This is a genomic window from Paenibacillus sp. CCS19, from assembly GCF_033239625.1.
Classification (GTDB): domain Bacteria; phylum Bacillota; class Bacilli; order Paenibacillales; family Paenibacillaceae; genus Paenibacillus_T.
Map to the genome: position 1 here is coordinate 40,288 of NZ_BTCK01000024.1, position 12,929 is coordinate 53,216.

At 50.9% G+C, this 12,929-nt stretch carries 12 protein-coding genes; 5 read left to right on the plus strand and 7 right to left on the minus strand.

Annotation, left to right across the window (positions count from 1 at the left end; translation table 11 throughout):
- Positions 1 to 2: 2 nt before the first annotated feature.
- The 3 genes from SBI19_RS16975 to SBI19_RS16985 all read right to left on the minus strand — a co-directional run bounded on the left by SBI19_RS16975 (position 3) and on the right by SBI19_RS16985 (position 2,973).
- The gene (locus tag SBI19_RS16975) at positions 3 to 1,145 is read right to left on the minus strand and encodes a helix-turn-helix domain-containing protein (RefSeq protein ID WP_317970271.1); all 1,143 of its coding nucleotides are present in this window, start codon (positions 1,143 to 1,145) and stop codon (positions 3 to 5) included.
- On the minus strand, positions 1,135 to 1,794 hold the full coding sequence (locus SBI19_RS16980; RefSeq protein WP_317970273.1) for a hypothetical protein: 660 nt from the start codon (positions 1,792 to 1,794) through the stop codon (positions 1,135 to 1,137). Before SBI19_RS16980 ends, SBI19_RS16975 begins: the two co-directional genes overlap by 11 nt.
- Before the next feature lie 195 nt (positions 1,795 to 1,989).
- Entirely contained in the window at positions 1,990 to 2,973 is a 984-nt protein-coding gene (locus SBI19_RS16985; protein WP_317970275.1) for an aldo/keto reductase, read from the minus strand.
- Positions 2,974 to 3,123: 150 nt separating this feature from the next.
- Here SBI19_RS16985 and SBI19_RS16990 point away from each other — a divergent pair, with 150 nt between their 5' ends.
- The gene (locus SBI19_RS16990; RefSeq protein ID WP_317970277.1) at positions 3,124 to 3,525 is read left to right on the plus strand and encodes a hypothetical protein; all 402 of its coding nucleotides are present in this window, start codon (positions 3,124 to 3,126) and stop codon (positions 3,523 to 3,525) included.
- Between the two features lie 73 nt (positions 3,526 to 3,598).
- On the opposite strand, the gene SBI19_RS16995 is transcribed toward SBI19_RS16990, so the two are convergent.
- Both SBI19_RS16995 and SBI19_RS17000 read right to left on the minus strand, forming a co-directional pair.
- The gene (locus SBI19_RS16995; protein ID WP_317970279.1) at positions 3,599 to 4,000 is read right to left on the minus strand and encodes a VOC family protein; all 402 of its coding nucleotides are present in this window, start codon (positions 3,998 to 4,000) and stop codon (positions 3,599 to 3,601) included.
- A gap of 129 nt (positions 4,001 to 4,129) precedes the next feature.
- A complete protein-coding gene (locus SBI19_RS17000) occupies positions 4,130 to 4,420 on the minus strand; it encodes a hypothetical protein (RefSeq protein ID WP_317970281.1) in 291 nt (96 codons plus the stop codon).
- Positions 4,421 to 4,424: 4 nt separating this feature from the next.
- Here SBI19_RS17000 and SBI19_RS17005 point away from each other — a divergent pair, with 4 nt between their 5' ends.
- Positions 4,425 to 4,724, plus strand: a complete 300-nt coding sequence (locus SBI19_RS17005; RefSeq protein ID WP_317970283.1) for a hypothetical protein — start codon at positions 4,425 to 4,427, stop codon at positions 4,722 to 4,724.
- Between the two features lie 44 nt (positions 4,725 to 4,768).
- Here SBI19_RS17005 and SBI19_RS17010 read toward each other — a convergent pair whose 3' ends face one another.
- Entirely contained in the window at positions 4,769 to 5,353 is a 585-nt protein-coding gene (locus SBI19_RS17010; protein ID WP_317970285.1) for a YdeI/OmpD-associated family protein, read from the minus strand.
- 359 nt (positions 5,354 to 5,712) lie between these two features.
- Complete coding sequence (locus SBI19_RS17015; protein WP_317970287.1) at positions 5,713 to 6,711, minus strand: AraC family transcriptional regulator; 999 nt, start codon at positions 6,709 to 6,711, stop codon at positions 5,713 to 5,715.
- A 165-nt stretch (positions 6,712 to 6,876) separates the two neighbouring features.
- On the opposite strand from SBI19_RS17015, the gene SBI19_RS17020 reads away from it, so the two are divergent.
- From SBI19_RS17020 to SBI19_RS17030, 3 genes are all read left to right on the plus strand, one after another.
- Entirely contained in the window at positions 6,877 to 9,390 is a 2,514-nt protein-coding gene (locus SBI19_RS17020) for a beta-glucosidase (protein WP_317970289.1), read from the plus strand.
- 259 nt (positions 9,391 to 9,649) lie between these two features.
- Positions 9,650 to 11,422 carry a sensor histidine kinase gene (locus SBI19_RS17025; RefSeq protein WP_317970291.1) on the plus strand — a complete coding sequence of 591 codons (1,773 nt, stop codon included), beginning with the start codon at positions 9,650 to 9,652 and terminating at the stop codon, positions 11,420 to 11,422.
- A gap of 5 nt (positions 11,423 to 11,427) precedes the next feature.
- Positions 11,428 to 12,927: a response regulator transcription factor gene (locus SBI19_RS17030; protein ID WP_317970293.1), complete on the plus strand. Its 1,500-nt coding sequence runs from the start codon at positions 11,428 to 11,430 to the stop codon at positions 12,925 to 12,927.
- The last annotated feature ends 2 nt before the right edge of the window (positions 12,928 to 12,929 follow it).

The window sequence follows — 12,929 nt, forward strand, 5'->3', positions numbered from 1 at the left end:
GCTTATTTAAATGTTAAATGAATTACTTTACCAGTGTCATCATGTGAGAAGTAACCCCGTTTAACGTTTGTGATTGATTCAACTGAATCTTGTGAAAAACACAGGTCCGATATAATGTCTTGCTTCGTCTTCACCTTGTTATCCACAAGAGCTTCTATTGCTTGTTTTAATAATGAAGTTTCCTCAAAAGGTAGTTCTTCATCTAATGGTTCGTTCACCAGCATGTTATCCTTAGCTAATTTTTGACGAATATAAACATGTTGGTAATCACTAAATATCCCTAATGAATTTGCTCTATAAGCCATCATTTGAATAGAGACTTTCCAGCGTTTTTTTAGAGAAATAAAATGATCAATTGAAGTCGAAACAACTTCTGTACCAAAACTTGAACTTGGCAATAGGAATGAAGCTGCAAAGCGATTAGCTTCTTTTTCGATAAGTTTGTAAATGTCTTTTTTATTAAACTCCGTCTTTTTTAGTCGAGAATGAAGAACTAGGTGCCCTAGTTCATGTGCGATATCAAATCTTGATCTTGCTGATGTTTTATCATCACTTAGCAAAATATATGGACGTCCATTTGTTTCCCAAATCGAGCACGCATCAATTGAATAGGATGAAAAGGGCGAACGAGCAATTATTGCTCCCTTTTTTTCTAATAATAAAACCATATGACTTATTGGACCGTTTCCTAATCCCCATTTTGCACGTAGATCAGATGCTATAGAATCGATTTCATTAAAGTCAGTAGGGATATAACTCTCGCGTTCAATAACTCTTGGGATATCAATGACCGGAAAGTTAAGGAATTGATCGAGATAATTTGTGATTTCTTGCATCATGACAATTTTATTTGCATGTACATTCTTGGATTTTTGAGTTGCCATCGACTTACTTCTAAAGAAGACGACAGATTGATTCTCAACAGTGACGGGTTTATAAAAGAATGCTACGGGCACATGTAGGACTTTTGAGAACTTCTCAAGTGTTTCAAAGCTAGGAACGGCTTTACTTTTCTCATATTTCGAAATTGCTTGGTGGGATATTTCGATAATTTCCTCTAAGTCAGTAAGTGTTAATCCTCGGGCTTCTCGTGCTGCAATTAGTCTCGCAGGGACAAATTGTGAGAAGCGTTTGTTAGCTTCCATTGCCCTCCACCTTCTCAATAAACTTCTTAAGTTCAATTAACTGTTCAGGTTCTATCGTGACCTCAGGCTCGACATAGTCGTGCAAAGAAGGTAAGATGTGCATCTCATTTAATATGTCGATCCGTTCGATCCATCCTTTCTCTCCAGGCATGCCAATGTTTATAAATTGAGGCATATCTCCACCGCTGCTGAATGTTAAGAGTAAATGGAATATATGAGAGTCGTCAACTGAGACTGGATCTCCACCATAATTGAAGTAAGCTTGATTCGCAACCTGTTTCTTCTTTCTAAAGTAAGCAGGTCTAGCAATTTTATTTTTATTATCGACCTGACTTATTGTCATTCTTGCGTTACCCTTCTCAATGACAATAAATTTATGGCTTTTGTTTCTGTTATAATCGAAATCATAAGTGCATTGTAATTCTCCTCGATCAATCGATTGTTGTATTAGAAATGCTATAGCGAGTGGTCTTAAATACCCTTCATGTCTTTTTCCTAAATCCGAGTTTAATATCGTCGTATGTTTAATGGCTTCTTTTGTCAAAGGATACGCTTGTTCAACAATAGTTGCGATCTGAGCACGAGTTTTCAAGGGGAAGCAGCTTTTAATTACATCCAGTGCTGAGACGGGTACAACTATGCTATTCATAACAAATTCCTCCATTCGACTCTTTGCATATACTTTACTAAAATCCTGAGTATTTTGCAACCGTTATGGTGAATGTGAATATATGAATGAAGAGCTGATAGAGTTATTGAAATCAAGAGTACCGGAATATATTGATTTATTTGAATAAATGACGCAACACCAAAAAAGGGAGCCCCGAAGGCTCCCTTTCACGCTTTAATATGGACCGCGAATATGATCGTGGATCTGTTCCTCGTAAAACGTCCGCAGTCGCTCTTGCTCTTCCGCGCTGAATGGCTTAGCGGCCAGCACGCCGAGGTTGTCCTCGACTTGGCGAACGTTCTTGAAGCCGGGAATCACGCATGTGATTTCTTTGAAATCCAGCAGCCAGCGAAGTGCGGCGCGCGTCATATTGCCGCGGCCTTCCGCGATCCAGCCAAGCTGGGATGCAAGCTCAACGCCCTTGGCGAATGGCAGCCCCGCGAATGTCTCGCCCACGTTGAACGCCGCACCGTCGCGGTTGAAGTTCCGGTGATCTTCCGCTTCGAACGTCGCATCCGCCGTGAATTTGCCTGTCAAGAGACCGCTTGCGAGCGGCAGGCGAACGAGCAGTCCGACATTGCGTTCCGCCGCACGTGGAAGGAGCTCCGCGATTGGCTTCTGCCGGAAGATGTTGAAAATGATCTGCAGCGCCTCTACGCCAGATTGCTCCAGGCAGAATAACCCTTCCTCAACCGTTTCCACACTGACGCCGTAGGCACGGATTTTGCCCTCTTGCTTCAGCTTGTCCAGCACCTCGAACACGGCGCCTTGCTTCAGAATCTCAAACGGCGCGCAGTGAATCTGATACAGATCAATCGTTTCACGCTCGAGCCGTTTCAAGCTGTCCTCGCACCACTGACGAACGCGCTGCTCCGAATAGGTCTCCGGGGCGAAAATATCCCCTTGGCGGCAAAACTTCGTCGCGATGTGAATGTTGTCTTCCTTGCCTTTGGTGGCGCGAGCAAGCAAACGCTCGCTTCGGCCGTCGCCGTAAACGTCGGCTGTATCGAAGAAGTTAACGCCTTCATCCATCGCTTTGTCCAGCGCGCGAAGCGATTCGTCTTCATTGGTCTGACCCCATGAGCCTCCGATCGCCCATGTGCCAAAGCTGACTTCACTGACCTGCAGGCCCGTTTTGCCGAGCGGACGTTTATTCATATGCGTTTCCTCCTAATGAGCATTCAATTTCCAACAATCACATTGTAGCAAACGAAGGACAGCCAATGCCATGCACGAATTGGCAACGCTTAATCAGGAACAAATCGAGCAAAGTGAACGTTGGTATATTTATGAGGGGGGACTATGTTGATGAAGATCATGATTCCATTGTTAATCGCTTTATTGCTGCTTACGGGTTGTAATCAATCGAAAGCGATTCATTCCGAAGATTCAATGACGGAGGCTACTCATAATCCGACAGCACAGGAAATAATCGCTCAAGATCCGGACGCAGACATTTTTCAATACAAAGGCGTTATTTACGGCAATGCAAGTAAGGTGGAGTGGGTGCAACAAGAAAAGGTAACAGCTGGAGAGAAGGTTGGAACGATTACACAGCAATATAAAGAGGGTTTGAATTTTGAAGACGGAATGGCGACGAAACTTCCTGTAGGAGTAGAATTTTACGAGCCGACTAAGAAAAGTGGACCCATATTACTCGTAAAACTAAATGGTGAAGAAGTAAGATACTTGGGATTAATCGAAGGTTGAGTTTTGCCTTGGAATCTGTAGTGGAAAAGTACAAAACGCCGATAACCTTAAGCAGGCGACCGGCGTATCTCTATTAGCGTTTCGGCATCTTGCTCTCATCCATGTACAGCAGATTCCAGCGGTGACCGTCCAGGTCGGCGAAGCCTGCGCCGTACATCCAGCCGTCCGTTTCACTCGGCTTGCCGAAGATGCTTCCTCCAGCAAGCTCTACTTTCTGGATAAAGGCATCTATCTCTTCTCTGCTGTCAGCGCCAATGGAAAATATCACTTCTGCGCTGCGGGAAGTATCTGCGATTCTAGATCCAGTAAATTTCTCAAACGTCGCATCCGGAAAGAGCAAAATCGTAGTTTGGCCTATATCAAGCTTGGCTCTCACGCTGCCAACGTTCACTGCATGGAGTCCAATCGCATTGAAAAAGGCAGTGGACCTCTCGACATCTTTGACCGGCAGGTTAATCCAAATTTCCTGTGACATGGCTGCAGCCTCCTGGCATATATTTTCAACTGCTTCTACTATACGCTACCTATGGCGGCAGAGGCGAATTTTATCTTAGTGACTGACGTTTCCGTCAGCCCATCCATTCTGCCATTTCCTTAGCAATGTTCACGCGCACAATCGAGTTCGCATACAGTATTCCATCTTGCCTTGGAAGGGGAATGCCGGAATGCCGACATTAAGAAAACCGCGCAAGCGGCACAGCACGAAGCTTTCCGCTGCCAGACGATCACGATCGGCAGCCTGTACCAGATCGAGTAGACGGACCGAGATCATAACCGAGCTTGCGCCGATAATAATTCCTCCGACGAATATCGTACGCTCGCGTGCATTTACCGTTACCCTGCCTGATAATAGTCGGTTGCTGACGGCAAGCGGAGTCGTAGACCTGGGTCGCAACGCGGTGTCAACCGAAGACGTGCTGGTCATCGTTCCCGTGGAATTCGCCATCCAGCAAGATAGGGAGGAGCTATTGTTCGGCCTAGAGGCGGCGCTTAGCAATTCCACCATACTGGTAGCTCCGAACTCCTACGGTACGTTCGATCGGAATCCGAGCGAGATGGCGCTAATTAATGGCGACTTACGGCTGCAGTTGACGCCTGACGAGACAGCGAAACGACTGCTCGTATCCGTTGTCGTCCGCGTTCGCGGGGCGAACATGTCTCGATTCGGTTATACCGTATCGGCGCTGATTGCAGGTTAACAATTAGCCGACTATGTCTATATGCGGCCCATGGGCTGCCTGCTCTACGAATAGATCTTCTCGCCTTTCTCCAGCATCTCCACGAACTGCTTAATCTTCTTCTCTCGCGTTTCTTGCTTCTTCACATTGTGAATGCGGAACAAGATCGCATATTTATTTTGCCGATTCAACGTTTCGTAGAAGGCTTTCGCTTTCTCATTCTGTTCCAACGCGCTGGAAAAATCATCCGGCATCGAGGCATTGCTTTGCGATTCGTACGCTTTATCCCACAGCCCGTTCTGTTTGGCAGTCTCAATGGCCTGCATGCCTGCGGGTTTCATGCGGCCTTCGGCGATCAGCAGTTCTACTTTGTCTTTGTTAACCTTCGACCAGATGCTCTTCGCCCCTCGTCGCGAGAACCGCTGCAGCCACGTCTTGTCATCCAACGCTTCCTTCTGGCTGTCGATCCAGCCGTAGCATAAGGCAACATCAAGCGCTTCCGCATAGGAAACCGATTCGATTCCTGAATTCTTCTTCGCAATCTGCAGCCGGATGCCAGGCGATGTTTCATAATGCTCCGCAAGCCACTCTTCAAACACTTGTTGGTTCTCGAACAATACAATTGGCCATTCATTCGGTTTCGTTTTCATCGAATTCGCCTCCTGATTTAACTATCGACCTTCTTCGTGACAATGAACCGCCTACTAATCGGACTGTGCGCTGATTAAGCGGGGCATAGCCACAGTTAATCGTTGGCCAGTTCCCACTAAAGTGAATGAAGTGTGGTATATCCACGCTTACCGTTCTGCAACTATTCGATTGCCGCGCATAATGGTGGTTTAAGGGTGGTTCTGACACACTTAAACTTGCGTAGTCCCATCCCAGCGACGAATAATAGGGGTTTCCCCACACTTATCGCGCCAGCGTCGCGATGGCCATCGCATGCTGACTGTCGCCTCCGCCGAGCCGCACCGCATACAACGCACGACGCACGACTCCTGCCATATACTCATCCACGACCGCCGCTCCGTTTCTCATTCCGATAGGCCATCGGCGTGGCGCCATACTGTTCAGCGAAGATCCGGTAGAAGAAACCGAGACTGCTGTAGCCGACCGATTCCGCAATATCTTCGACCGCGCGATCCGTGTTAGCGAGCAAGCCCGCCGCTTGAATAAGCCGCTGCGTCTTGACCAGTTCGATGAATGTCTTGCCAGTCCGCCGCTTCAGCAAATTCCCGAGGTAATTCGCATTAAAGTTGAAGGCGCGCGATAACCCCGTCAATGTACAATCCCGATAGTTGCGTTCAATATAATCGAGCACTTGAATAAGATCCGCCCGTGAATCCGCGTGCTCACCACCAACGTTATTCGTACGAACCGTGTATACCCGCATGAGCTCCGTGAAGATCAGCATGATGTAGTTGTAGATCATTTCCTGGGCATACGCTCTGCTGCCGAACGCTTCGCACATCAAGCTTCGCATGAACCAATGCAGTTCCTCATGATCCCCGCATTCGAACACCATATAGCGGTTATGGTTCGTATTCTCGATAATCGCATTCGCCAGAAAATCGGATACAATCCCGCGCGAGCCGAATCGGGTCAAGAACGATGAAGTGAACGTTTCTTTCTTCATAATGATATTAATCAGAATATCGTTCTCGCCCATCGCCTCAATGCTGTGCACAACCTCCGAATCAAGCAGGCACACCTGCCCCTCCCGAAGCACGACGTCCTCGCCATTAATCGACTGTCTGCACGTTCCCGAATAAATATAGTTCAGCTCGATAAAATCATGATAGTGGAGCGGCATCGGCGCGAACCGGTTATGTTTGCGAATGTGGCTAGGCCCATCTGTGAAGAAGGGAGAGTCCGGCATGCGGAAACAGCCTTCCTCCGGCCGCTGCGGCGCGGACGGTATATCGTTGACGTTCCTCTTCGTCTCCAGCTGCTTCGCTTCTATTTCATTGATCTCTCTTAGATAGTAATCAAGCTCTTGATGGTTCATCGAAGGGATTGCTCCTTATGCGCGATGATCTGTAAATCGGAGAATAATAACCGTAATTACAGAATTGTTGCGGCTCTAATAAAGCGTCACAATAAGGATATCGCAATTCCGCCACTACATGCAATCGAAGAACGATAGAGGACGAAGAGAGAGGATGAACAGACGATGAAGCCATGGATGAATCGCTCGCTTGATACGCAGCAGCGAGTGGAGGCGCTGCTCGCAGCGATGTCGCTGGAGGACAAGCTTGCGCTGATGAACGGCGGCAAGCCGAACGAAGAGCTTGGCATTCCTGCCTTGAAGCTGAACGATGGACCAGGCGGCGTGACAGGCCCGCATGAAACGGTAGGCACGCAGCTACCTGCCCCGATCGCGCTAGGAGCCACTTTCAATCCGCAGGCCGCCCGCCTATATGGCGAAACCATAGGCAAGGACGCACAGGAGAGAGGAACCTCGCTGCTGCTCGGACCAACCGTCAATATTGCCCGCACACCGTTGAACGGACGAACCTTCGAGGGCTACGGCGAAGATCCGTTGCTGTCGGCGGCGACGGGCACCGCTGTCATTCAAGGCATTCAGGAACAAGGCGTCATGACCTGCGTGAAGCATTATGCGGCGAACAATCAGGAGGTGGACCGTCTCTCCCAGAACAGCATCATCGATGAGCGGACGCTAAGAGAAATCTATCTTCCAGCCTTCGAGGCGGCAGTACGAGAGGGGAATGCCGCGTCCATCATGTCCTCCTACAATCGGATCAATGGGACATACGGCTCCGAGAATACGTTTCTGCTGCGTCAGGTGCTAAAGGACAACTGGCAGTTTGACGGCTTCGTCGTTTCTGACTTCCTGGCGACACAGAGCACCGTCCCCTCTATATACGCTGGTCTCGACTACGAGCTCACGATCCCGCATAAGCGGTTCTATGGCGAGCCGCTGAAGCAAGCCGTGGCTGACGGCCAAGTGTCCATAGCGATGATTGACGATAGCGCAGGACGGATACTCGGCCAGATGTTCAACTTCGGCTTCTTCGATCGCGAGCGGGAGGCAGCGCCGCAAGACAATGCCGTCTATACCAAGCATGATGAAGAGGCGCTTTATCTAGCAGAAGAATCCATCGTCCTTTTGCAAAATAACAACGTCCTGCCGCTGGCACCAGTCGGAGGTACGATCGCCGTCATCGGACAAGCTGCCGCCAACCCCATAGCATCCGGCGGCGGCAGCGCCCATGTCCCGAACGCCAGCGTCGATACTCCGCTAGCGGCGATTCAGCGCCGTGCCGGCACCGCAACGCGTGTGGCCTACGCGCCAGGAACCGCGCCTGTTCCAGTCGGGCCTTCGTTCATCTATCCATCGCCGAACGCAGGCTTGACGATTCCGCCGGAGGCATTCGAGAACGGTCTCCAGATGTCGTCCTACGATTCATCGGACCTGAGCGGCGAGCCAACAAGTATGCGCTCCATGCCGCACCTTCGTCTGAACTGGCAGTTCGACGGCGTGCCGCACACGGCATCGGCGAAGTGGACAGGCTCGCTGATACCAAGCGCCAGCGCCGAATACACCTTCTACGTTCCCTCATCTGGCGGAACCCGTCTCTACATCGCCGGAGAGCTCGTCCTTGATAACTGGGAATTCCAATCGTTCTATTCAATCGGAAGGAAGCGCTTGGAAGCTGGTATAAGCGTGAATGTCGAAGTGCACTATAAGGCTGTTAATGGAGAGGCCGCGTCGCTTCCCTCTATCGCATTGGAATGGTATGCGGGATGCGACGAGCATCTAATAGAAGAAGCCGTTCGAACCGCAAGCGCTGCGGATACGGCAATCGTGTTCGTGAACGACTACATGACCGAGAACTTCGACAAACCGGATTTGAACTTGCCAGGGAAGCAAGATCAATTGATTGCGGCCGTTGCGGCTGCCAATCCGAAGACGATAGTCGTGCTCAATACAGGCGGACCTGTTGCGATGCCGTGGCTGGAACAAGTCGCTGCGGCAATCGAAGCATGGTATCCGGGACAACAAGGCGGGGAGGCCATTGCGAAGGTGTTGTTCGGCGATACGAATCCTTCAGGCCGCTTGCCGATCAGCTTCCCAACGTCAGAACGGCAAGGCCCGCTGACGAGCAAGGGACAATACCCGGGCATCGGGCTCGACACCGTCTATTCCGAGAAACTGAAGGTCGGCTACCGTTGGTTCACTGACGAACAAGAAGAGCCGCTGTTCCCATTCGGGCACGGTTTATCGTATACGTCATTCCGTTACTCCGCGCTCGAGATTAAGCAGGTAGAGAACGAAGGTCTCCCGTGCGTACAGGTCGCATTCGACGTATCCAACGTCGGCGAACGTGATGGTCAAGCGGTTCCGCAGCTGTATGTCCGATACCCAAGCAGCGCCGGTGAACCGCCAGTCCAATTGAGGAACTACGCTAAGCTTGAAGCAGCGGCGGGCGGCACCATTCGTGCGTCTATGCTGCTCACCCCGCGATCGTTCAGCACGTGGAACGCGGAGCGAAGCAGATGGGAAGTGCCGGAGGGAGCGTTCGTCATCCGGATCGGCGAATCATCCGCACGAATCGTACTGGAGGCCGAAGTCGCGCCTTCCCGTGAGATTGCAGAAGCAGCCGAGCAATGCGAGAGTGTGCTGCATGGCTTGGCGGATATGAGCGCTTCCTATATAGGATAGCGATAATAAATCGAGGAGAGCTGTCCTAGCTGCATGTAAAATGCACTGGAGACAGCTTTACTTGTTCTCATGAAGGCTGTCGTTCAAGCTTGCATGGATGTCAGTTTCCTGCGCCGGCCGGGGCACTCGTTCGTCTTGCACCCAAAAAAACCAGACATGCCACCTGAAAAATGTGCGCCGTGATAATCCGTATGTATTCGTTTACAATGGATAAATCAACTCTTATTACAGGCCAAACGGCCACAGGAGCTCAAGCAGGATGCGTTCATATTCTCTTATTTCGCTTCTTAAGCAGTTTCGCCCTCGCAGACTGCGTACACGAATATTGCTCGCTGTCGTACTGTTGTCCGTGCCGCCGCTTATTATTCTTGGCGCGATTTCGGTCAACATCTCGAAGGATACGATCGTGCATAACCATCTGGACAACAACGAGCATAACTTGAAGACGGCTAGCGAGGTTGCAGACCTGTTGTTTCGCAATGTCATTAACATGCATCGATTGATACTGGCGAATGACCAGCTCCGCGAGGAGCTCAAGGCAAGCGCGGAACAAGATGGTCATGTGCTTGATATACGGACGGCTAATCGTCTTCAAAATATGGTCGTGCGCAATCTGATCGATACGCGCCATATCGACTCCATTTGTTTATTCGATAGAGGTTATCACTCCGTCTGTTACGGAAGCGTCGATGCCAATGCAGGCATCTATGCGGACGAGCCCAGCCGCTCGATGATCGGCCAGACGGATTGGTACAAGCGGGCCGCCGCCGCAGGCGGCAAGGAGGTTTTCTTCAGCTACAACGTGCTGCAATCCAGCACATCGCGCAATCCGAGCGATTCCTTCTCCAGCGTGAAGCTGCTTCGCGATCCGACGAATTTCCGTCCGATCGGGCTGCTGGTCATCAACCTGAAGAGCACCATATTCGAGCAGGCGATGAATGATGAAGAGGACAGCGGGTTTATCGTGCTGGACACAACGGGTTATGTCACGCGCAGCGTGTATGCGCAGAACGCCTCGATCTCGGGGCTGATCAATTGGGATGATAACGAAACAGCGGTGCTTCGCAATCTGCATGAGCACGGCTATCTCACGGTCGGTTATCGCAATTCGACGACGGATTGGACCTTCCTCCATGTCGTGAAAGCGAGTGTGCTGCTGCAGGATTCCAATCGAATTACGACGGTCACGATGCTGATCGCCGCGTTCATTGCATTGGTTGCGATACTGTTATCGTTGTTCGTATCCGGCAGCATTACAAGGCCGCTGCTTCAATTGAAGAAAATGATGGTGGACTGGTCCAAAGGCTCCGGCACGTCCGTGCAGGAGACGTCATTCGAGGAGGATGAAGTTGGCGCGATCGGCGAAACGTTTCGGAAAATTTCGTCCGAAAACAAACTGCTGAACGAGCGGCTCATTCATTCGCAGTTGAAGGAGCGGGAGGCGGAGCTTCGAACGCTGCAGGCGCAGATCAAGCCGCATTTTCTATACAACACGCTGGATTCGATCTATTGGATGGCGATTCTGCAGAACAACGCCGATATCGCGAAGATGACGGTCGCGCTGTCCGAAAGCTTCAAGATCAGCTTGAACAAAGGCAAGGAAACGATTCCGGTATTCCGCGAGCTGGAGCATATCGAGCACTACATGACCATTCAGAACTTGCGCTATAAGTCCCGTTTCCGATACATCGTCGATGTCGATCAGGAGCTGATGAGTCTGGAGATCTTGAAGCTCATTCTGCAGCCGCTGGTCGAGAACGCGATCTATCATGGACTGGAGCCGAAGATCGGCGAAGGGACGATTCGACTGACGGGAACGATGGAAGACGGCACGGCTATCTTCACAGTCGAAGATGATGGTGTCGGGATGGCGGATACGAGCGTAACAGAGAAGGGATATGGCCTGACGAACGTGAAGGAGCGCATTATGCTCTATTACGGACATCGAAGCTCGCTCCAAGTAAGCAGCGAACTCGGAAGAGGCACGACCGTCGAGATTCGATTCCGGCCAAATGAAATCAGAGAGGTTTGAGAGCCATGCTAAAGGCCGTTATATTCGATGATGAATATATTGTGACGCAAGGTCTTCAAATGATGGTGGATTGGTCCAAATACGGCATTCAGCTTGTCGGCACCGCTGCGGATGGCCTCTCGGCCGGGCAGATGGTTCGGGAGCTGCAGCCGGATATTGTGATGACGGACATCCGTATGCCTGGTTTAACTGGGCTTGAGCTGATCGAGCAGATCATGAAGGAGAAGCCGGACACGGCATGCATCGTCTTCAGCGGCTTCAACGAATTCGAATATATCCGCACAGCGCTTAAGCTTGGCGTCATCGATTACTTAGACAAGCCGATCACGCTTGAGAAAATCGACGAGGCGCTCCAGCGGACGATCGCCCGGATCGGCCGACAGCAGGAGCATGTCCAGTTGCGAACGCAGCTGGAAGCCAATAAGGATGCGCTGCTGGAGAAGGCCGCGCTTGATCTGCTGCTGCTTGGGGAGGAAGCCGTTCCCGCCTGGCGGGCGGCGTTCGGCGAACCGAATGCAGAGCGGGCGGCTGGCGTTACCGTACTGGCGGCGACAGGCCGCGGGGAGCGGCTCGATGAACATTCATCCTACCGGATCATCTCCTTCCCTTACGGCAAAGAGTGGGTCAGCGTCGTCATCCATTACGAGCTTCCAGCCGATGAATTATGGGAGCATTTGACACTGTTGTCGCTGCAGATGCAGGTGACGATCGGGTCGGGGCAGACGTATACGAATATCGCCGAAGCAGGTCTGAGCTACAAGGAAGCATTGCGTGCGCTGCGCTACGCCGTCTTCTTGGAGGAGAAGGGCTGGACAAGGTTCGTGCCTGTCGAAGAGCATCTGCCGAGCGGTCTGACGGAGCGGGAGGAAGAGATCGTCTTCTGCATGCGAACGGGCAATAAAGAAGGACTGCTGCGGCAGCTGGATCAATACAAGCATGAAGTGGAGATACAGCGACTAAGTCCGGAGCAGGTCGAGCAGGAAGTGCTGAAGCTGGCTTACATCGGCTATCAAGTGGCGAGGGAATCGGGCAGGGACGCTAAGCAGCAGGCAAATGTGTCATACCGCGAGCTGGGCGAGATGACTTCCCGGGACCAGATGTTCGAGTGGCTGCAGGAGCAGATGGAGATGCTTCACAACTTCATGAAGGAAGATAAGCAAGCGACGAGCCACAATGCAGTGGAGAAGGCGATTGTTTTCATTGAACAGAATTACTCGCAGTCCTGCACCTTGCAGGAGGTGGCGGAGCATGTCGGCATGAATGCGACCTACTTCAGCCTGCTGTTTAAGGAGAAGGTCGGGCTTTCCTATATCAAATATGTGACCAAGCTGCGCATGGAACAAGCGAAGATGCTGCTGCTCAAGGGCATGCTGGTCAACGATGTGAGCAAGAAGGTCGGGTATTTTAACTATCGGCATTTCACCGAGCAGTTCAAGAAATATACAGGCGTCACGCCAAGCCAATATCGGGAAGGGCATGTCACCGCGAAGGTTAGCGATGAATAGGA